The 21,511-nt window shown below is 62.9% G+C and carries 16 protein-coding genes; 3 read left to right on the forward strand and 13 right to left on the reverse strand.

Annotated features, from left to right (window positions below):
* Nucleotides 1–120: 120 nt before the first annotated feature.
* The 7 genes from AC1Z3V_RS03190 to AC1Z3V_RS03220 all read right to left on the reverse strand — a co-directional run bounded on the left by AC1Z3V_RS03190 (nucleotide 121) and on the right by AC1Z3V_RS03220 (nucleotide 8,135).
* Entirely contained in the window at nucleotides 121–645 is a 525-nt protein-coding gene (locus AC1Z3V_RS03190) for a DUF992 domain-containing protein (protein ID WP_429818630.1), read from the reverse strand.
* A gap of 344 nt (nucleotides 646–989) precedes the next feature.
* Nucleotides 990–2,708: a dihydroxyacetone kinase family protein gene (locus tag AC1Z3V_RS03195; protein WP_483497174.1), complete on the reverse strand. Its 1,719-nt coding sequence runs from the start codon at nucleotides 2,706–2,708 to the stop codon at nucleotides 990–992.
* A gap of 13 nt (nucleotides 2,709–2,721) precedes the next feature.
* Nucleotides 2,722–3,657 carry a sugar phosphate isomerase/epimerase family protein gene (locus AC1Z3V_RS03200; RefSeq protein WP_483497175.1) on the reverse strand — a complete coding sequence of 312 codons (936 nt, stop codon included), beginning with the start codon at nucleotides 3,655–3,657 and terminating at the stop codon, nucleotides 2,722–2,724.
* A gap of 46 nt (nucleotides 3,658–3,703) precedes the next feature.
* Nucleotides 3,704–5,242: a tripartite tricarboxylate transporter permease gene (locus AC1Z3V_RS03205; protein ID WP_483497177.1), complete on the reverse strand. Its 1,539-nt coding sequence runs from the start codon at nucleotides 5,240–5,242 to the stop codon at nucleotides 3,704–3,706.
* Nucleotides 5,243–5,370: 128 nt separating this feature from the next.
* On the reverse strand, nucleotides 5,371–5,871 hold the full coding sequence (locus AC1Z3V_RS03210; protein ID WP_429818622.1) for a tripartite tricarboxylate transporter TctB family protein: 501 nt from the start codon (nucleotides 5,869–5,871) through the stop codon (nucleotides 5,371–5,373).
* 159 nt (nucleotides 5,872–6,030) lie between these two features.
* The gene (locus AC1Z3V_RS03215; RefSeq protein ID WP_483497179.1) at nucleotides 6,031–7,017 is read right to left on the reverse strand and encodes a tripartite tricarboxylate transporter substrate binding protein; all 987 of its coding nucleotides are present in this window, start codon (nucleotides 7,015–7,017) and stop codon (nucleotides 6,031–6,033) included.
* A 74-nt stretch (nucleotides 7,018–7,091) separates the two neighbouring features.
* Entirely contained in the window at nucleotides 7,092–8,135 is a 1,044-nt protein-coding gene (locus tag AC1Z3V_RS03220) for a 4-hydroxythreonine-4-phosphate dehydrogenase PdxA (protein ID WP_483497181.1), read from the reverse strand.
* A gap of 203 nt (nucleotides 8,136–8,338) precedes the next feature.
* Between AC1Z3V_RS03220 and AC1Z3V_RS03225 the strand changes: the two genes are divergently transcribed.
* The 3 genes from AC1Z3V_RS03225 (at nucleotide 8,339) to AC1Z3V_RS03235 (ending at nucleotide 15,024) form a co-directional block, all read left to right on the forward strand.
* Entirely contained in the window at nucleotides 8,339–9,025 is a 687-nt protein-coding gene (locus AC1Z3V_RS03225) for a GntR family transcriptional regulator (RefSeq protein WP_483497182.1), read from the forward strand.
* Between the two features lie 336 nt (nucleotides 9,026–9,361).
* Nucleotides 9,362–13,018, forward strand: a complete 3,657-nt coding sequence (locus tag AC1Z3V_RS03230) for a FecR domain-containing protein (RefSeq protein WP_483497183.1) — start codon at nucleotides 9,362–9,364, stop codon at nucleotides 13,016–13,018.
* A 17-nt stretch (nucleotides 13,019–13,035) separates the two neighbouring features.
* Entirely contained in the window at nucleotides 13,036–15,024 is a 1,989-nt protein-coding gene (locus AC1Z3V_RS03235; RefSeq protein WP_483497185.1) for a CHASE2 domain-containing protein, read from the forward strand.
* 8 nt (nucleotides 15,025–15,032) lie between these two features.
* Here the strand turns inward: AC1Z3V_RS03235 and AC1Z3V_RS03240 are convergent, their stop codons facing one another.
* The 6 genes from AC1Z3V_RS03240 to AC1Z3V_RS03265 form a co-directional block, all read right to left on the reverse strand.
* On the reverse strand, nucleotides 15,033–15,749 hold the full coding sequence (locus AC1Z3V_RS03240) for an ABC transporter ATP-binding protein (RefSeq protein ID WP_483497187.1): 717 nt from the start codon (nucleotides 15,747–15,749) through the stop codon (nucleotides 15,033–15,035).
* Nucleotides 15,730–16,494, reverse strand: a complete 765-nt coding sequence (locus AC1Z3V_RS03245; protein WP_483497188.1) for an ABC transporter ATP-binding protein — start codon at nucleotides 16,492–16,494, stop codon at nucleotides 15,730–15,732. Before AC1Z3V_RS03245 ends, AC1Z3V_RS03240 begins: the two co-directional genes overlap by 20 nt.
* Complete coding sequence (locus AC1Z3V_RS03250) at nucleotides 16,494–17,492, reverse strand: branched-chain amino acid ABC transporter permease (RefSeq protein ID WP_483499530.1); 999 nt, start codon at nucleotides 17,490–17,492, stop codon at nucleotides 16,494–16,496. The genes AC1Z3V_RS03245 and AC1Z3V_RS03250 overlap by 1 nt, the downstream gene beginning before the upstream one ends.
* 2 nt (nucleotides 17,493–17,494) lie before the next feature.
* Complete coding sequence (locus AC1Z3V_RS03255) at nucleotides 17,495–18,361, reverse strand: branched-chain amino acid ABC transporter permease (protein WP_429818606.1); 867 nt, start codon at nucleotides 18,359–18,361, stop codon at nucleotides 17,495–17,497.
* Between the two features lie 183 nt (nucleotides 18,362–18,544).
* Entirely contained in the window at nucleotides 18,545–19,717 is a 1,173-nt protein-coding gene (locus AC1Z3V_RS03260) for an ABC transporter substrate-binding protein (protein ID WP_429818604.1), read from the reverse strand.
* Nucleotides 19,718–20,119: 402 nt separating this feature from the next.
* Complete coding sequence (locus AC1Z3V_RS03265; protein WP_483497190.1) at nucleotides 20,120–21,430, reverse strand: aspartate aminotransferase family protein; 1,311 nt, start codon at nucleotides 21,428–21,430, stop codon at nucleotides 20,120–20,122.
* Nucleotides 21,431–21,511: the final 81 nt, after the last annotated feature.

Raw genomic sequence — 21,511 nt, forward strand, 5'->3', positions numbered from 1 at the left:
CTTCCTTAAACGGGAATCGGCGAAGTTCAAATGCAAAGGCACCGCAAATGCGATGCCCTTGTCATTTGTCCGGTCATGTCGGGCCTGTTGCGGGGGTGCAATCGGCCGACGATACCGACCTTAGTTGACCGCCGTCAGCGTCATCGAGGTACCGGTGGCCGCAAGGTTGAGGCCGATCTGGCCGGTCACGCTCACCGTCTGCAGATGGATCGAGCCGGAGGTTCCGCCAACGAGGATGTTGGCACCGATGCCGGCGCCGACCGTCGCCTCGGCGGTTGCCCCCTGATAAAGACCACCGAGCGAGCCGCGGTGGTAGCCGGCGGTCGGTGCAAACACCGCCCAGATCAGGCGGCTCTGCGTGGTGAAGCCGACATCGACGCCCATCTTGCGGATGGCACCCGCGTAATGGTCGGATGCTTCGGCACCCATCGTCGAGCGGAAGACACAATCCACTTCCTTGGCAGAACCGAGCACATAGCCGACGCCGCCGGCGATGTTGCAGTCGAGATAGCCGATCTTGACGCCGTTGCTGGCATCGGGCTCAGGCTGAGGTTGAACAGTCGCAAGATCGGCTGCGTTTGCGGCCATCGCGCCAGCGAGAACCAGAGACGCTGCGGATACCTTCACGGCAAAACTCTTTTTCATTCTTGTCTCCTTCTCGGAACGTCAGAAATGATTGGCAATGACCGGCGGCACACGAACTCGAGCACATAGCGCACGCTGCAGGAAATCAAAGCCATAGCCTGGCTTCGGGCAATTCCGTGGCAGGCCGTCGTCGGCCGAGAAAATTGATTGGGTTTCCCCAACAATGACCAGAGATTGTGTTGAAAAAGCCACGCCCCACGGCGCACCCGGCCTGGTTAGCGTCCGCAAGACCGGAGGGCTGGGCGTGTCCAGGGATGAAGAGTCGGCCTCAAAAAGGCGGCCACCACGCGCCTGAGATTGCGATCGGACGGCATTGCCGCCGCCCGATCCCGGCACTTAAAGCGTCAGGCCCTTGCGGCTTGCGCCAGGAACCCGTCGGCAACACGCGCCGTCAGTGCCAGCGACACGGCGCCCGCATCCGGATGACCGATGCTCTTTTCGGCAAGTGGGCGTGCGCGACCAAGCTTCGGCGTCAGGCCGGAGGTTGCCTCGGCCGCTTCGGTCGCGGCCCTGGCAGCAGCCTTCCACGCCTCGGTCAGACGCTTGCCACTGGCAAATTCACGCTCCAGGGTCTCGACAAACGGCACCAGCGCATCGACGAGCGTCTTGTCGCCAACGCGCGCACGGCCGAGATGGGTGACGCCATCGAGCGCACGGCAGGCACCATCGACGATGGCTGAGTCCGAAGGCGCCGTCTCATCGTCGAAGGCATTGCTCCACGAACGCAACAACAGCCCCCAGATCGCGCCCGAGGTGCCGCCGGCGCGATCCGCCCATGCATCACCGGCCACCGCCAGGACGCTTGCCGCTCCGGCGCCGGCCGCGACTGCCGTCTTTGCCGCCTCGTCGGCCGCCGCCGAACCACGGCGCATGCCCTGGCCATGGTCGCCATCGCCGGCGAAGGCGTCGATGCGGCCGAGTTCGTCTTCAGCCTGCTTCAACGCTTCGGCGATTTCACCAATCAGCCGGGCAATGCACTTGCCGCTTTCCCGGGATGCATCCGAGGCGGGTGCAAACGCAATCGCGCCGTCTTCGTCCTTGAGCTCGTCGGTCGCGGTCTCGGCGACGATGATCGTGCCCTTGCGCAGCACCGGCGCATCGCAAGGAGCGCGCCAGTAGGTCTCAAGCTCGTCGTTCAGCCACATCAGCGTCAGCGAGCAGCCCTGCATGTCCAGGCTAGTGACGAACTCGCCGCATTCGGGATCGACGATTTCGAGACCGGCCGCCTTCAGTTCCTTCTCGATCGCCACCCAGAGAACGAAGAGTTCTTCGTACTTCGTCGCACCGAGACCGTTCAGGAGCGGTGCGACCTTGCGGGCATCAGCCGGCCGCTCGGCCAAAAGATTGCCGACGAGAAGCTTGGCGAATTCGCTCGCCGAAACCATCTTTTCTTCGCTGATGCCCGGCTCACCGTGAATGCCAAGGCCAAGCGCCATTTCGCCCTTCGGCACGGTGAAGAGCGGCGCCTTGGCGCCCGGAAGCGTGCAGCCGCCAAAGGCGACCCCGAAGGAAACGGTGCGGTCATTGGCAAGGCGGGTGATGCGCTCGACCTCGTCGAGAGCGAGGCCCGCCTCGGCGGCCGCGCCGGCGATCTTGAAAACGACGAGGTCACCGGCGATCCCGCGGCGCTTGGCAGGCGTTTCGGCGGATGCGCTGGCGACGTCGTCCGTCACCGGTACGATGCGCACGTCGATGCCTTCGGCGCGCAGGCGTTCGGCTGCAACGCCGAAGTTCAGCACGTCGCCAGCATAGTTGCCGAAGCCGAGCAGGATACCACCGCCCTGATCGGCCCGGCGGCAGACACGGGCCACGGCCGCGGTCGAGGGAGAAGCGAAGACGTCGCCGGCAACGGCCGCATCCGCCATGCCCGGGCCGACATAGCCGGCAAAAGCGGGATAGTGCCCGGAGCCGCCGCCGATGACGACCGCGACCTTGCCCTTCGGCACCTTGGTTGAGCGAACGACGCCGCCCTTCACGAGACGGACGTTGCGGGCATAGATCGAACTGAAGCCGGCAAGCGCGGTCGTGGCGAACTCTTCCGGTGCGTCAAAGATGGTGGTCATCGCGTCTCTTCCCTTAGTCGCGAGGCAGAATGCGCCTCAGATAGTCCCGATTGGCCGCGCTGACGGAGAGGCCGTCGCCGCCGTAGTGTTCACAGAGGAACGGGCTGTTGAAGCCGTGGGCCAGCGCCATGCGGATGGCAGCGCGATAGTTGATCACACCGAACTCCAGCGGCGCCGGATGGGTGACGACCAGCCCCGATGTCTCGTCCTCGGTGCGGTAGTAGTTCTTGACGTGCCAATATTTTGCGAATGGAGCGACCTTGGCCATCATCTGTTGCCAGTGCTCGACCGGGCGATGCAGACGCACAAGGTTGCCAAGGTCGGCGTTGATGCCAACATTGGCCATCCCGACATCGGTGATGAAGCGCACGGCACTGTCGGCCGAGCCGATGTAGGTGTCCTCGTACATCTCGAGCGCCAGCTCGATGCCGAGTTCCTCGGCATGTCGGCCGAGCTCGCGGATGCGCTGAACGGCTTTCTGCCAGACGGCTGGATCGTCCGGGTTCTTCACACCATCGACCGTCCAGAACCAGAGCGCCTTCTTCTGCGCCTCGGTCAACGGGCCAAAAAAGCCAAAGGATACGGAGCCCGCGCCGATTGCCGCCGCGGTTTCGATGACGCGGTGGCCGTAGGCGAGATATTCGTCGCCATGCTCGGGGTCGATCACGCTGCGCCGCGAGGTCGAGATCGCCGGCATGGTAAGGCCGAGGTCGCGGGTGAGTTTGACGAAGCTGTCGAGCCGTTCTGGCGAGAGATCGGCTAGGCGGATCCAGCTATCGGTCGGGTCGAGTTCGGTGAAGCCGGCGTCGGCCACGTCGGCCAAGGTTTCGGCCCATTGCTCGACGGATTGCTCCTGCACCGAACTGCCGTCGGCGAGCACGTTCGGATACTGGATCATCGCGGCCGCGATCGGCCAGGTTTTACGGGTCCATTTGCGCGCGTCCGGCATGGCTCTCCTCACGGTTAACTGGACTTTCTGGGATACGACGGCTCCGTCAAGCCGCCGCGTTGCCGTCACCATGCGATGGCTCGGCATCTGCCTTGCGCTTGCGAGCCAGGCCGATCAATCCGAAGACGAGCGGCGACAGCAAAAGCGCAAGGCCGAGCGCCATCAGAGAGGAGACCAGCGGATTCGACCAGAAGATGTTCAGGCTGCCGCCGGAGAGCAGCATCGACTGGCGGAAGGCGTCTTCCGCCTTGTCGCCGAGCACCATGGCGAGAACCAGTGGCGCCAGCGGGTAGTCGAGCTTCTTGAACACGTAGCCGAGCACGCCGAAGCCGATGACGAGGAAGATGTCGGAAACCGAGTTTGCCACCTGGTAGGCGCCGGAGAAGATCACCGCGACGATGACCGGGCCAATGATCGCGAAGGGCACGCGCAGGATCGAGGCGTAGAGCGGCACGGTGGCAATCACCAGGAACACCGCAACGACGTTTCCGAGATACATCGAGGCAATCAGGCCCCAGACGAAATCCGGCCGTTCGGTAAAGAGCATCGGACCGGGTGTCAGGCCCCAGATCATCAGGCCGCCCATCATCACCGCAGCCGTCGCCGAACCCGGTACGCCGAGCGCCAGCATCGGCAGCAGCGCCGAGGTACCGGCGGAATGATCGGCAGTTTCCGGGGCCACGACGCCACGCGGATCGCCCTTGCCGAACTTCGACTTGTCGCGCGCCGAGCGGCGGGCAACGCCATAGCTCATGAACGAGGCGGCCGTCGGGCCGGCGGGCGTGATGCCCATCCAGATGCCGATGATCGTCGAACGCAGGATCGTGAACCAATAGCGGGGGATCTCGACCAGCGTGCGGCCGATCTCGACGAGCTTGACGCGCGCCCTGATACCCTCGAAGCGCAGTCCCTCCTCGGTCGTCAGCAAGAGCTCGCCGATGCCGAAGAGGCCCATGACGGCGATCAGGAAGCTGACGCCCTTGATCAGGGTCGGGATATCGAAGGTGAGCCTTAGATCGCCGGAAATCGTGTCCATGCCGACGGAAGCAAGCGCAAAGCCGAGCATCATCGAGACGAGCGTCTTGAAGGGCGATTGCGCGCCCATGGAGATGAAGCTTGCGAAGGCGAGGAAATAGACGGCGAAATATTCGGGCGACGAGAAGCGCAACGCGAAGTTTGCCACCCAGCCGGAGAGCAGCGTGATCATGACGACGCCGGCGAGTGCGCCGATACCGGCGGACACGAAGGCAAGCGTCAGAGCCCGGCTCGCCTGACCGGCTTTCGCCATCGGATAGCCATCGAAGGTCGTCGCCACCGACGAGGGCTCACCGGGAATGTTGAAGAGGATCGATGTGGTCGATCCGCCGAAGAGTGCGCCCCAATACATGCAGGAGAGCAGGATAATGGCGGAGATCGGATCCATCGAGAAGGTCAGGGGCAGCAACAGCGACACGCCGTTCGGCGCGCCGAGGCCCGGCAGCACGCCGACTAGGATACCGAGCGTGACGCCGACCATCATCAGCAGGATGTGGTTCCAGCTGAGGATGTGGCCGAAGCCATCGATCAGAAGACCGATATTTTCCATGTCATTCCTCCCGGGGCTTAAAGCGCGATCTTTCAGATTTGCTCTTTGCGCTTTAAGTCTTTGATTTCTGCATGTCGTTATCGCAAAACCGCTGTGCACTTTTGCGCGACACGCCTTAGGCGTCAGGATCAGTAGATCCCGAACCAGGCCTCGACCGGTCCCTTGAGCAGCGGAACCTTGAAGCCGATCTCGAATACGACGAAGAAGAACAGTGAAACGGCGACGCCTGAAGGCAACGCGATCCACCATTTGTAACGCCCCTGGAAGAGCATCGTGCCGGCGATGTAGAGCGCCGTGCCGAGATAGAGGCCGAGCCAGGCGGAAACGCCGGCAAAGGCAATCAGCGGCAACAGGAACGACGCGACCACCTTTGCGCGCTGACCCTCGATGAAGATCTCGCCAGTGCCGCGATGCTTGACGAAAGCGTGGATGATGTTGGCGACGCTTCCGAGAAGGATCAGTAGGCCGACATAGAAGGGAAAATAACCGGCTTCCGGCCCAAATTCGGTCCATCCGGCACCGACATCGAGGGATCCGTAGCAGACCGCCGCGCCAAAGGCGCCGGTCAGCGCAGCAACGCCAAGCTCAACCGCGAAGCGGGAGACCCCATTCGCACCGTTCTCGCTCATGATCGTGACCTTTCAAAGCGGATGACGGGCGCCTCCGCATGATTCCTGAATCGGGATCGATTCAAGGAACTATGCTGCAATTTAAGTGCTACAGCGTCCATGGCACGTCAGGCGTAACGCACGTCGCTGTAGAGGCACCCGTCCCGATAATCGCGCCTGTTAGTTGGCGAGCCAACCCTCGCGCTTCAGCACTTCGCCGACAGCCGCGCCATCCATCTCGATGGCGGCCTTGAAGTCATCGCCGGCAATATAGGACGGCGACTGCGAGGTGTCGGCGAGGTACTTCGCCCATTCCGGCGTTTCGGAAACCTTGCGCATCAGGTCCGCATAGAACTTGACCACGTCCTGGTCAACGCCGGCCGGCAGCCAGACGGTGCGCGGCATGGAGTAGTTGTCGATGGCGATGCCCGATTCTTTGCAGGTCGGGATATCGCTCCAGGCCTTGTCACCGGCGACCTTGGCGTCGTTCGAAAGCTTGACGCTCTTGAAGACGCAGAGCGGTTTGACCATGCCGGCCTGCCACTGGCCGAGGTTTTCGCTCGGATTGTTGACGTTGGCGTCGAGGTGCTCGCCGGCGAGCTGGACGGCCGCTTCGCCGCCGCTCTTGAACGGGATGTAGTTGATCGTCGCACCGGTCGCCTCGTTGATCATCGAGGTCAGGATCTGGTCGACGTCCTTCGACTGGCTGCCGCCGATTTTCAGGCCGCCTTCCTTCGCCTTGGCGGCGAAGTCTGCTGCGGTGTTGTAGGAGGCCTTGCCGTTGACCCAGAGAACGAACTCGTCGGAAGCAAGCGCCGCCACCGGCGTCAGGTCTTCGGTCTTGTAGGGAACCTTGGCGCGAACCGGCAGCAGGTAGGCGTTGTTGGTGCCGAATGCCAGCTTGTAGGCGTCGCCCTTGTTGGTGGCGGTATAGACGAAGCCTTCGGCGCCGCCGGCGCTGCCCTTGTTGGTGACGACGACCGGCGCCTTCATCAGCTCGTACTTGCCGATGATCGCCTGGATCGTGCGGGCGAAGATGTCGGTGCCGCCGCCCGGACCGGCGGTGACGACGAATTCAACCGGGCGATCGGGTTCGAAAGCGGCGGCTGGAGCGGCAACGCCGAAAGCGGCTGCCATGATGCATGCGATGGAAACGGATTTCTTCATGTCTGGTCCTCCCGTTATTTGAGTTGTGGCGCAAGACCTCCTCCTGCGCCGTTATTGCGTGAAAGCGCGCGAAATCAGGCAGCCGCCTTGAGCGCGGCCTTTTTCTCCGCCATGCGCACGGCAAGCAGCAACGCTTCGCGGCTGGCGCCGACGTCGGCAATCCCCTTGCCGGCGATGTCATAGGCTGTGCCGTGAGCCGGCGTGCAGAGCGCGAAAGGCAGACCGCCCATCATGGTCACGCCCTTGTCGAAGCCCATCAGCTTCATCGCGATCTGGCCCTGGTCGTGATACATGGTGAGGACGGCGTTGTAGCCTTCCTTCAGCGCCCGGCCGAAAACGGTATCCGCCGGGAACGGGCCCTCGACGTTGAAACCGAGCGACTTCGCCTTCTCGACCGCGGGCTCGATGATGTCGATCTCTTCCATGCCGAAGCTGCCGCCGTCGCCGGCATGCGGGTTGAGACCCGCGACGGCAATCCTTGCTTCGTCGTAACCCGCCTCCTTGAGACAGGCCTGGGTCAGCTCGAGCTCGGCGATGATGCCATCGACCGAGAGATTGTCGGCCACATCCTTGAGCGGGATGTGCGAGGTGACGCGGGCGTTCCAGACCTTTTCGAGGACGTTGAACTCGCGAACCTTGCCGGTGAAGCCGAGAACATCGGCAACGAAGCGGATTTCGTCGTCATAGCCCGGATAGGCGAAGCGCATGGCCTTCTTGTTGAAGGGGGTGAAGCAGACGGCATCGGCCTTTCCCGCATCCGCCAACTCGAGCGCCGTGCGGAAGTTGCGGGTCGCAAAGGTGCCGCCGGCAAGCGTCGCCTCGCCGCGAACGACATCGGAAGGATCGAGATGAGCGAGATCGACGAAAACGTGACGCGACGTTCCGGCCTTGTCGAGATCGGCGAGCGTCGACGACTCGAGGTCGAGCGTCACGCCGGCAGCCTTGGCACCTTCGTCCAAAATCCGGCGATCGCCGATGGTGATGATGTGCGCGACTTCGCGGATGTCCGCAAGCGTCAGCAGCTTTGCGGTCAGTTCCGGGCTGATGCCCGCCGGATCGCCCATGGCGAGCGCAATGACAGGACGCGCGCCGTTACCGGCAGCACCGTTGGTCGTCATGTGAGATGTCCTCCGCTTCATTCTTTCGGCTGCCGTCATACGTTATTCAAAATTCTGCATCAAGTCTTTTGTATTCTGTATGCAGCATTTTCTGTTGACGATAGGAGAGCCGGTCTCCATGCTTTAATGAGACAGCACTGATTCAATCGGCGCGAACGGGAACAGACGGCCGGCGCGTGGCCGCCAGACGCAGAAGCAAGACCATGAACGAAATCACATCTCTTGAGAGGCGGCCGGACGGCGGCCCAGGCCCGATCCGACGCACGGCACTGCACGACACGCTGGTCAGCCATCTGCGCGACATGATCATCGAGGGCGATCTATCGCCCGGTACCCGCCTGCACGAAGGTCAACTCGGCGAGCAGCTCGGGGTGTCCCGCACGCCGCTGCGCGAAGCCATCAAATATCTTGCCAGCGAGGGTCTGGTGGAGCTCGTTCCGAGCCGCGGCGCCGTCGTCAAGCGTTTCAGCGCCAAGGACGTGCACGACATGCTGACGGTGCTGCAGACGCTGGAGGAGCTTGCCGGCAAGCTCGCCTGCGAGGCTGCAAGCGATGCCGGCATTGCCGAAGTGCGCGCGCTCCATGACGAGATGGTCCGGCGCTACAAGGCCGGCGATCGGCTGCAATATTACAAGCTCAACCAACAGATCCACTCGGCCATCGTCCAGCTTGCCGCAAACGCCGCTTTGGCGGACATGCATGGCATTCTGCAGACGCGGCTGAAGCGCATCCGCTTCATCGGCCACGAGGGACCGGAGAAATGGGCAGCGGCCGTTGCCGAGCACGAGGAAATGATCGTCGCACTCGAAGCTCGCGACAAGGCAAAGCTCTCCGAGGTCCTCGCCCGCCACCTCATGAACGCCTGGGAGCGCGTGCGCGACGCGGTGTAAGCATCGCAGCAGGCCCGTCGCAAGCGAGCCCCCTACGGGGCTCGTCCAGTCACGCGCCTTCCATCAAAACTTCGAATAGGCGTTCCTAACGGCCTTCGCGTTTCGCCCACGCGAAGGTTGCATTTTAGATGAGTTCGCAGCGCTGCCTGAGCAGTCGCCGACGAAACTGCGCACCCAGCTGGCTTGCGCCTTCCCGAGCGTTACGCGCGGCACGATACAACCTGTTTCCGGAATAAGACACATAGCTTGGAAAACAACTTCGAATATTCGAACGCTATTGACTTTGACTCACTCGAAATTCACTGAATCCACAGTGGGGTGGAGACGGGAAATAAGATGGGGCGGCAAAGACTTCGGGTACTGCTTGCGACAGCAGCGATACTCTGTCCAAGCATGGTATTCGCGGAACCGGTTAAGCGAACACCGCCCGTCGCCGGATCGGTAATCGCCCGCAAATCCGGCGAGGAAGTTCGTTTCGTCGACGTCTCGAACTGGCGCTTCGTCGACCTCGCCCAGGATCTGCTCTCTGGCGACGTGCTGCGCACCAACGCAACCGGGGCGCTCGCGGTTCTCTTCTCCGACCACACGCAAATCCGGCTCGGCCGCAATACGGCGCTGCGCGTCAAGCGCATGGGAGTAGGCGGCGACACGAACCTCGAACTGCAGTCGGGCACGATCTGGGCGCGCGCGGAACGCGGCGGCCAGGGTCTCGAAATCGACACGCCTGCGGCAACGGCGGCCATTCGCGGCACGGACTGGACGTTGACCGTCGCCGGCGACACGACCTCACTGACCGTTCTCGAAGGCGTCGTCGAACTTAAGAACGCCTATGGTAGCGTGACGGTAAAGCAGGGCGAAGGTGCGGTGGCCGCGATTGGCAAGGCGCCAACCAAAATCGTGATCGTCACGCCGAAAGACCGCGAGCAGATGCTGTTCCATCTGTCGCTCCGTGATGCGTTCGCCTTGATGCCGCCGACGCCGCTCAAGGTGCGTGACATGCGCCGTGAGCGCGAGCGGATCGAAGCGCAGCCGGAATCCTCCCGCTCGACCGAAGACTGGCTGACGATCGCCGAAATATACCTGCGGTTCGACGGACGGACTAAGGCGTCAGCGGCACTGGAACAGGCACGGCGGCTCGGCCTCAATCGATCGCAAAACGCGCGCGCAGATCTCATCGAAGCGCTCATTGCCGGTTCCGAGAACCGATATAGCGATGCGGCGCGGCTCTTTGAAAAGGCGGCCCCTGGACTCGATGCCAAGCGCCGCTCGGTCGCCGCCTACGGCGGCTATTTCGCCCGCGCCCTCGCAGATCCGGATCGTATCGAGGAGCCGCCATCTCAGGCGGCGGGGGCCTATGGGGCTTTTGCCGCCGCCTGGACCGCGGGGTTCCGCACCGACATTCGCGCGGCGATTGAAACGATCAAGAAAGCGGAACGGCAATATCCGGACGACCCGTTCCTTCCGGCAGCGCGCGCGCAATTTGCCATGTTGCTCGACGATCGCGACGAAATCCGCGACGGCATCGAAAGGGCTCTTGCGAACGATCCCGACGATCCAACCGCGCTTGAGTCTCGCGCCAAGTATCGTTTGCTCATTGAAAATGATCGGCGCGGTGCGCTGGCGGATCTTGAGCGCGCTGTCGAAATCACGCCGGGCGACCCATCCATCTGGAACTGGATAGGCCTGGCCAAGAGCGATCGGGGCGACAATCGCGGCGCCGAAAGAGCGTTCAAGAAGGCAATCGAACTTGATCCGGCAGACCCACTCTACCACGCCAATCTCTCGATCCTCTACCTCGACGAAAACCGGATGACGGAGGCGAAGGCTGAGATCGACGCCGCGCTCGCCGCCGACCCGTCCTTTGACATCACCCTGGTCGCCCGCGGGCGCTACCACATGCAGACCGGCGAACTGGACAAGGCCTTGAACGACCTGCTCGCCGGCTCGACCGCCAATCCCGCCTATTCCAATGCCCAATTGCTGCTGGCAGGCGCCTACTACGAGAAAGGCGACCGCATCCCCGCCGCGCAGGCGCTCGACAATGCCGATCGCCTCGATCAGAACGATCCGGTCATCATGCAGATGCGAACCGCCATTGCGATCGACGAGTACGATTCCGATGCTGCAATCCGCTATGCGCAGGAACTGATGCGACGAACCCGGGCGCGCGGTGGCGAAAGTGCGCCGCTTGGCGCCAACCAGGACGCCGGCTCGACGCTCAACGATGCCTTCCGCCTTCAGGGGCTGAATGCCTGGGGCCAATATTACGGCGATGTGGTCTTCGATCCATTCACGGGATCGAGCTATGTCGACCAGGCGGTGCGCGGCAGCGTCAATCCGCTGTTCAATGACTACGATTTCGACGGCAGCCCGGTCGTCAACACCGCCAACCCGCAAAGCTTCTCCGCCTTCTTTCAAGGCTTGCTGATCGAACCCCATATGCTGGCGAGCCGCGAGCGCACGGCGAACATCGTCCAACGACCGTTCTTCGAGGCAGCGCTTGGCGGCGGCATCATCACCGACGACGATCACACCGGCTGGATCGGCGAAGCGGAGGTGCGCGGGCTCACCTTCTCGCCGTTCCCGATCAGCGTCTTTGGCAACCTCCATTGGGAGGAGCCACGCGATACGGTGGACCTTGGTCAGGGCCTGGCGATCGAGCGCGAGACACGCCTTCTCGGCGGCAACGGCTACCTGACCGCCTCCCCCACGCCGGACGACAGGGTTGTCGCCTACGCCAACTATGCCGATTTTGACGATGTCAGAAGCATTTTTGACTTTCCGGGTCCGGGCGCGGTACCTTTTGATCTGGATGGGATCAATGACGACAGCTCGTCACGGCTGCTATCGGGCGTGGCCTGGAGCCATACGTTCGGCTACCGCAACATAGCCAACGCCGCTTTCTTCTTCTCAGACCGAAACATCGTCGAAAACGAGCGAGTTCGGTTCTCGGACGCGACTTTTCCCGACCTTGCCACCAGTCGAAGCGAGGACGAACAGCGGACCTATATCGCTGCCATCAATCACCTCTATGGTGATGGTGATTTCACCTGGCGGTACGGGATCGAAGGCGGTGTGGTCAGATCGTCGAGCACGCTCGGTATCTTCGATCCGCTCGGGATGAGTAGCGGCAACATCAACAATCCCCTGATCGCATCCGCCTCGACATCCGCGACGCAGACGGTCGGCAAGGCCTATCTCGACACGATCTACGAAATCACGCCGGACCTGAAGGCGGAAGGTGCGCTGTTTGCCCGCTACATCGAGGATGTCAACGACGGCGATATCCGCCTGGAGCCAAAACTCGGCATCGCCTGGGCGCCAGCAGAAGGCCATTGGCTGCGGGCGGCCGCGATGCGCGATGGCTTGAATTTCGATGTTGCTACGCTTGCCCCGATCGGCGTCGTGGCCCTGCAGCCAAACCAGCTTCGCTTCGGCGCGGAAGGCTACGCCGACACACTGGCATTCCGCTGGGACGCGGAATGGAACAACTGGCTGTTCACGGCGCTCGATTATCAGCATCAGGAAGTGCGCGAACTCTCCCTCAATGTCCCGCTCTCCACAATCAACCTGGACTACGCCAAGGTCGAGCTCGATCGGGTGGCTGCGACGGCAAACTTTGCGATCGGCCACGGCTTCGGTCTTTCCTTGACGGCGGCCCATACGGAGGCCGACGTCAAGGAGCACACCGCCAACCAATTGGACGAACTTCTCTTCGTGCCGGAAAACACCGGCCAGGTAGCGCTGACCTGGGTCAACACCGCCAACGTCAAGGCGACGATCGCTGCAAACTACATTGGCTCGCGGCCGGCAGGCGGGACGACGCTCGACGACTTCTGGACGCTCGACGCATCGCTGCAATGGGAACCATTCGACAAGCAGATCGAAGTCGACCTCGCGGCCTTCAATCTGCTTGACGAAGACTTCGAGCTCAGAAGCGGCATTCCCGGCTGGGGGCCGACGTTCAAGGGCACGGTCAAGGTACGGTTCTGATCAAGGAGCACGTCGCCGTGCAGGCATCGGGCGGCCGATACGGACAGTTGGATTCGCGTGGCTTCGCACTGCGACGGCTGAAGCTTCTGGGGCTTGCCGCCTTCGTCAGCATCGCGCTTTCGCTTGCGACCCTGACCAATGCCTGGCTGCTCAACGAATTGCGCAGCTTCGACTATCTGTCGACCGTCGGCACGCCGCCGCTGCCCGACAACAGCCCCGTCGTCGTTGCCATCGACGAGCCATCGATGGCCGAGATCGGCCGGCAGTGGCCATGGCCACGTGCCCTCCACGCCCGTCTCATCAAGGCGCTGCGCAAGGCCGGTGCCCGCGCGATCGGAATGGACGTCATTTTTGCCGAGCCGTCTGCCGATCCGGCGCATGATGATGAGCTGGAAAATGCGCTTGGTACCGACGTCGTCCTCGCCGGCGACCAGACGCTGGTGGAAGCACCACAGGCCGATCAGTTCGTGCGCACCGAGCCGCTTGCCCGCTTCACCGCCAGGGGTGCCATAACCGGCATTGCCTCGGTCAATCTTGGCGGCGACGGCACGCTACGCTCTATCCCCGATTATCCGGACGGTTTTGCCGCCGCTCTCGCCGGGATCGCCGGCACGCGGAGGCAACTTCCCCCGACGGACGCGCTCATCCAGGTCTTCGGACCGGCGCGAACCTATCCGACCGTTTCCTATTACCAGGCGCTCGATCCCGACAATTTTCTGCCCGAGGGCACCTTTCGCGATCGTGTCGTGCTCGTCGGCCTCAGCTTGCAGAATGCACCTTCGATTGCCGATGGCGGTGCCGATGCTTTTGCAACGTCCGATACCGTCCATTCGAACAAGCTCGTTTCCGGTGTCGAGATGCAGGCAACGATCTACGACAACCTTGCGCACGACCTCTTCATCCAGCGGGCTCCACGACCCGTTGTGATTGCTGCAATCGCATTTGCGGCGATCCTGGCCGCTTTCGCCGTGCTCAGAACAACGGGGTGGCGCACGCTCGGTTACGCCATTGTCGCACTCAGTCTCATTGTTCTTTCAAGCTACGCGACGATGCGTCTTGGCCATGTCTTCCTCTCGCCTCTCGGCCCGGGGCTCGCCTTCCTTGCTGTGGCCGCCGGCCAGGCTGGGCTCGACTATGCCGACGAACGTCGACGGCGCCGCGAAATCACCCGCGCATTTCAGCAGTACCTATCCCCTGCCCTTGTCGAACGACTGGCCAAGGACCCGTCGCATCTGAAGCTCGGCGGCGAGCGACGCACGCTTTCGATTCTCTTCTGCGACATCCGCGGTTTCACCACCATTGCCGAAGAGATGAAGGACGATCCGGAGCGATTGACGACGCTCGTCAACCGATTGCTGACGCCGCTCTCGGATGCGGTGCTGAAGCAGGGCGGTACTATCGATAAATACATCGGCGACTGCCTCATGGCCTTCTGGAATGCGCCGCTCGACGACCCCGACCATGCGGTTCATGCGGTGCGTGCAGCGCTCGACATGCTTGCGGCGCTTGCACGGGTCAACGAGGAGCTGGAGGCCGAGGCGAAGCGGGAGCGCGGGCCCGCGCAGACGCTGCGGATCGGCATCGGCATCAACACCGGCGAGTGCGTCGTCGGCAACATGGGCTCGCATCAGCGCTTCGACTACTCCGCCCTCGGCGATGCGGTCAATCTCGCCTCGCGTCTCGAAGGAGCATCCAAGAATTACGGTATCTCGCTGCTCCTTGGCGAGGAGACCGCGCGTCTGGTAGAGAAGACCTTCCCGATCGCGGAACTAGACCGCATCACCGTCAAGGGACGCAGCACCGTATCGCCGGTCTTCACCGTCGCCGTCGGCGCCAAGAAGGAAGCGCTCGAGCGCCACCGGTCTTTCGTGCAAGCCAAGTATGACGGCGTGCTTCAGGCGCATGACGTGGTCTTCGACCAATTGCAAAAGGCCCTGCCGCCACTTGCGCGCTACTACGAGCGTGAGCGCAGCCGTCTCGATCCGACCCGGCACGAACCGGGTTGAACCCAGGCTCAATGCAAGCCGCCGACTCCCAGCAGCCGCTCGACTGCGCCGTGGTCCTTGGTGAGCGCGTCAGGTGTTCCTGTCCAGGCGATGCGGCCGCGCTCGAGTACGATCACATGATCGGCAAAGTCGAGCGCGCTCTGGATGCGTTGTTCGACCAGCAGGATGGTCATGTCGCCGGTCTTTGCCAGTTCGGCGAAGGCCTTCATCAGTTCCTCGCAGATAACCGGCGCCAGGCCCTCCAGCGGTTCGTCGAGTAGCAGGATCGAAGGTCGCCCGAGGATCGAGCGCGCCGTCGACAGCATCTGCTGCTCGCCGCCGGATAGCTGACTGCCGAGATTGCGTCGCCGTTCATGGAGACGCGGGAACATGTCGTAGGCTTCCTGGATTGCGCTCTTGGGACGGCTCTTGAGCCCGACGAAAAGGTTCTCCTCGACGGTCAGTGTCGGAAAGACGCAACGCGCCTGCGGCACGAAACCAAGCCCCTGCATGGCGCGCGCGGCACTCGGCAGCGCCGTCACGTCCGTGCCCCCCATGCGGATGCGCCCGTCATATCGCCGCGTCTGGCCGGCAAGAGTGGCAAGCAGTGTCGTCTTGCCCATGCCGTTGCGGCCAAGAACGGCGAGGCGGGCGCCTGCCGGAACGGCGAAAGACACACCTTCGAGCACGCGCGTCGGGCCATAGCCCGCGGACAGGTTTTCGACCTCAAGCGGCGTGGCTGGCATTGGCATAGCTCCCCAGGTAGGCTTCCCGTACACGTGGATCCTTCGTCACTTCCGACGGCGACCCGTCGAAGATGATCGCTCCTGCGGCCAGCACGACGACACGCTTGGCGAAGCGGAAGACGAGGTCCATGTCGTGCTCGATCATCAGCACGGCGAGATCATCAGGCAGATCGGCCAGCGCCTGCTCGATGCGGCCGGTATCACTCTGCGGCACGCCGGCGGCGGGCTCATCGAGCAGCAACACCCTCGGTTTCAGCGCCAGTGCGACGGCAATCTCCAACAGACGCTGCTGGCCATAGGCGATCTCGCTCACCTTGCGGTGCATCAACTCCTTTAGTCCGAGCTTGGCGAGAAGCTCCTGAACTTCGGTCATGACATCGGACATGCCCAGAAAATTGCCGAACAGGCGGCCAGCGCGGCCGCTTCGTTGCAGCACGGCCAGAGCAACATGCTCGGCCGGCGTCATGTCGGCAAAGAGGCGGGTCACCTGGAACGAGCGGACGAGCCCCCGCCGCACGCGGCCGATCGCATCGACGCCGGTCACGGCTTCGCCACCGATGCGCACCTCGCCGGAGTCAGGCCGGAGGTTGCCGGAGACCAGGTTGACGAAGGTGGTCTTGCCGGCGCCGTTCGGGCCGATCAGCGCCACCCGGTCTCCCGGCACCATGCTGAGGCTGACATCGTTGGTGACCGCAAGCCCGCCAAAGGCGCGCTTCAAGTTGCGGACTTCAAAGATCGGCTGCATCACTTTGCCTCCCGGCGGCGGGTAACGAAACTGGCGACGCTACCGTAGATGCCCCTCGGCGCGAACAGCACGACGGCGATCAACAGCGCCCCGACCATCGTCAGCCAATGAAAGGGGTTTGCCGCCGACACGACGTCCTCGAAGAACATGAAGACGACCGTCCCCGTCAGCGCGCCGAAAAGCGAGCCAGTACCGCCGAGCACCAGCATGACAAGGCTTTCGGCCGACATCGTGAAGGAAAGGCTGTCGAGACCGACGACCTGGGTCGTGATCGCGTTCAGCGCGCCGCCGACGCCGGCAACGGCACCGGATATGACATACATCTTCATCAGCGCGATCTTCGGCGAGGCACCCATGGAGCGGATGCGGATCGGATCTTCCTTGATGCCTCGGCACAGCATGCCGAAAGGCGAGCGCACGATCAGCCGCAACAAAACGAAGACGATCGCGAGCAACGCAACGCCGAAGACGTAAGCTGTGCGTCCCCATAGGTCGAACTCGTAGAGACCGAGGAGCGCCGTCGGTGCGATCCCGGAAAGGCCGTCGCTGCCACCGGTCCAGGACGATGCCTTGTTGGCGAGCTCATGAAAGAGATGGATGAGCGCGATCGACAGCACCAGTTGTGGCAAACCGTGGGCGCGCAGGATGACGACACCGCAGACGAGCCCGGCCACCGCGCCAGCCACAATACCGAACGCCAGCATGGCGAGCGGATCGTTGATGCCGTAATGCGCCGAGGCGATGCCGGCGGCATAGGCGCCGGCGCCGAAGAGGGCGGCGTGACCGAGCGTCGCAACACCGCAATAGCCGGTGACGAGATCGAGCGACAGCACCAGAAGAGCTACCGCAATGATCCGGGTCAGAAGCGCCAGATTGTTGGGAAACAGGAAATAGCCGATCACCGCGACCAGCAGGATGATGCCCAGGCCAATGAGGTCTCCACCGCCGAAGCGTCGGCGCACGGGCGATGCCGCAATCAGGTCGTTCGTCGTCGTCATGCTCATCCCTTGGCCCTCCCGGCAAGCCCGCGCGGAAAGACGCAGATGATCGCGATCACCGCCAGGTAGAAGAAGAACTCGCCGAATTCCGGCATGAGATAGCGGCCGGTCGTATCAATCGCGCCGAGCAGCAGGCAGGCGATCAGAGCGCCGGGGATCGAGCCGGCACCGCCGACAGAGACGACGACGAGGAAGGTCACCATGTAGCGCAGCGCATAATAGGGTTCGACCGGAAGCAACTCGGCGCCGACGACGCCACCGAAAGCGGCGAGCCCAACGGCGACCGCAAAGCTCACGGCATAGACGATCTCCGTGCGCACCCCGAGGGCGGCGGCCATCGCCGCATTGTCAACCGAAGCGCGCAGCTTCACGCCAAAGGCAGTCTTTTCGATCGCGTACCAGAGACCGGCGGCGACCGCGAGGCCGCAAAGGATCGCGAAAATGCGGTGCGTGGCGATCGCCCGGAAGCCAAGGTCGACCGATCCCTGCAATTCGCTTGGCAGCGGCACGGTCTTCAGCGTCGGACCGAAAACGTAGTTGGCGATACCAATGATGCAGAAGGTGATGCCGATGGTCATCAGCACCTGTGTCAGTTCCGGCGCGCCGTAAATCCGCCGGTAGAGCAGCCTTTCGATCGGAACTGCGATGGCGATGGTGCCAAAGATCGCAAGGAGAATGGCGAAGCCATAGGCAAGGCCGAGATCGCGCGCCGCATAGGAAGCAATGTAGCCGCCGATCATGGCAAAGGCGCCATGCGCCAGGTTGACCACCCGCATGAGGCCCATTGTGACCGAAAGACCGATGGAGATGACGAACAGCACCATGCCATAGGCAAGGGCATCGATCGCAATGCTGAGGACGGTTTGCATGGGGCTATCCGTTGCCCTTTCTTCCAGGTTTTTGCCGTGCCGGATTCGGGACGCACTATATGCGCGCAGCGCCATTCCTGCACCAGCGCCTGTGACGTCGCGGTGCACGCGGCCCCGCTCACGGGCGCAGCCGATCGGCGCATCATCGGTGTCGGCGGGCGCTGGGCGCCCGCCCCAACCTGCCTACTTCAGCGCAGCGAGACCGGGGTCGCCCTGCTTCTCGAAGGTCTGGATTTCCTTGTTATAGTAGGTGCCGTCATCGGCCTTGGCGACTTCGCGCAGATAGATGTTCTGGGTGATGTGGCGCGATTCCGGATCGATTGTGACCGGGCCGCGCGGACTCGTCCAGGAGAGGCCCTTGACCGCCTCGACCGCCTTGGCCGCGTCCTGCTCGCCACCGGTCGCCTCGATCATCTTGTAGATCACGTGCATGCCGTCATAGGCACCTACCGCTGGGAAGGAGAGCTCGGCCGGGTTGCCGATCGCCTTGCCTGCCGCTTCGACGAAGGCCTTGTTCTCCGGGGAGTCATGCGAGACCGCGTAGTGGAAGGTCGTCTGGATGCCGAGTGCTGCCTCACCGAGGGCCGGCAGGTCGGATTCCTGCGTCAGATCGCCGGGGGCAAAGAACTTGATGCCGCCGTCCTTCAGGCCGTTCTCCTTGAAGGCCTTGACGAAACCGAGCGTCGTCGGGCCGGACGGCAGGAAGGCGAAAACGCCCTCGGCACCGGAATCCTTGATGCGCTGCATGATCGGCGAGAAATCATTGGTCGCAAGCGGCATGCGGATCGCCTCGACCACCTGGCCGCCCGCCGCCTCGAATCCTGCCTTGAAGGCGTTCTCGGCATCGACGCCCGGGCCGTAATCGCTGACGACGGAGATCACCTTGGAAACACCGGCGTCCTTGGCGACCTTGGCGATCGGCGTGGAGGTCTGCCAGGTGGTGAAGGAGGTGCGCACGACGAGTGGGCTCTTGGTGACGATCGCGGAGGTCGCCGCATTCATGATGACGAGCGGCACGTTCGCCTGGGTAAGGAGCGGCGTTACCGCCATGGCATCCGGCGTGAAGTAGAAGCCGGCAAGATATTGCACGCCTTCCTTCACCACCAGTTCCTGCGCCAGCGCCTTGGACTGGGCGGGATCGGCTTGCGGCACGTCGCGATAGATGATCTCGATATCGTCGTCGCCGACCTTGCTGCCGTTCAGCGCCATATAGGCGTCGATGCCGGCCTTGAAATTCTTGCCCTGAAGCGCGAACGGACCGGAGAATGGCCCGACGACGCCGATCTTGATCGTGTCGGCATAGGCCGCGCCGCTCATTGCCAAAGCCGCGACCGCAGCCAGAATCATCCGTTTCATGTTTCCTCCCTGAGATGCCGATCGCTCCCGAACCGACATCGTCCTCGCAAACCCCGTTGATTTGATAGGCATCAACTTGCCATGCCAAACGGTGATGTAAAAATGAAATATGGGGCCAAAATCATAATCGGGAAGTTATGCATTCGGAAGAATTGGACCCAACCATCGAAGCGTATTTAACGGCGATGCGCGCCACGTCAACGATAACAGAATGACGGCGGCAGCTCTCGATCGCGCGCGTCCAAGCGTCATCTCGCGCCATCGCGCAGCATGCCCCCGGGAAACGCGGCAAGCGGCCCTCAAGTTGATGGCAAAAAATCTTCGACATATCGGCGTTGATCCGTCCGCCGACCTATCGACGCGGATCGACGCTCGCCATGCGAGGCGAACGCGGGGGCGTCTTCAGCCGGCACGCATCGCAGCGTCGATCGAAGCAGACATGATCTCCAGTCCGAGATCGATCTCGCGGTCTGCAACCGTCAGCGGCGGGGCAATGCGAAAGACGCCCCCCATTCCCGGAAGCTTGACGATGTTCATGCTGAGACCACGCCGCATCGCCTCCTCCATGACCTTGGCACCCAGCTCGAAGCCCGGAGCCTTGGTCTGCCGATCGGCGACGACTTCGAGCCCGAGAAGAAGGCCGCGTCCCCTGATATCGCCGACACATTCGAACCTCTGTTGTAGCGACAGGAGACCGTCGCGCAGCCGCGCGCCGCGCGCGATCGCCTGTTCGACCAGCCCATCACGTTCGACCACGTCGAGCACGGTCACGCCGACCGCCGCCGGCAGGGGATCCGAGACATGGGTGGTATAGAAGAGGAAGCCCCTTTCATGGGCCTTTTGCTCGATTTCCGCCGTCGTCATGACCGCGGCAAGCGGCAGCCCAGCGCCCAAAGTCTTCGACAGCGTGAGAATATCCGGCGTCACCCCATCGCGCTGGAAGGCAAACATGTGCCCGGTCCGGCCGACCCCCGTCTGGGCTTCGTCGAGGATGAGAAGCATGCCCCGTTCCTCGCATTTGCGCTTGAGCGCGGCGAGGTAGCCCGGCGGAAGCTCAAGGATCCCCCCACTCGAAAGGATCGGTTCGGCGATGAACGCCGCGAGGCTGCCCGTCGACTGCCGGTCGATCAGCGAGAAGGCGTCGTCGAGTTCCGTCTTCCAATCATTGCTGCCATCCGGGTGGGTGAACCGCGGCCGATAGGCGTTGGGCGCCGGTATCACGAACGAGCCTGCGGCGGCCGGACCATAACCCTTTCGGCCGGCGCTGTAGGTGGCCGAGGCGGCGGCTCCCGTCATCCCGTGCCAGCTCTGCGCGAAGGCAACGACCTCGTGCCCGCCGGTCACCAGCTTCGCCATGCGAATGGCCGCCTCGTTCGATTCGGCGCCGGTCGTCAGAAGCTGAACCCGGTCGAGCCCCGGCGCAAGCGCGGCAAGGCGCGTGGCGAGTTCGACGACGGGCCTCGACAGCATGCCGCTGAAGAGATGGGCGACCGTCCGCATTTGCCGGTCGACGGTCGCAACGATGTCAGGGTGTGTGTGACCGAGGACACCGCTCATCTGACCGGAGGTAAAGTCCAGGACGGCGCGACCGTCCGCATCATAGACGAAGCTTCCTTCCGCTCGCTCCACGATGATCGCCTCGAAGCCAGGCCCGTAGCGCGTGAGGTGTTTGTTGGCGGAGGCCCAGAACGCAGGGTCGGAATTCAGGGACATCAGATTGCTCCTCATTGGCGGTTCTAAATGGCTAACGGGCATTGCGGCTTCAGGCAAATTGATAGTGTTCCGTTCCGATAT

The organism is Ensifer sp. 38_S197 (assembly GCF_056924495.1).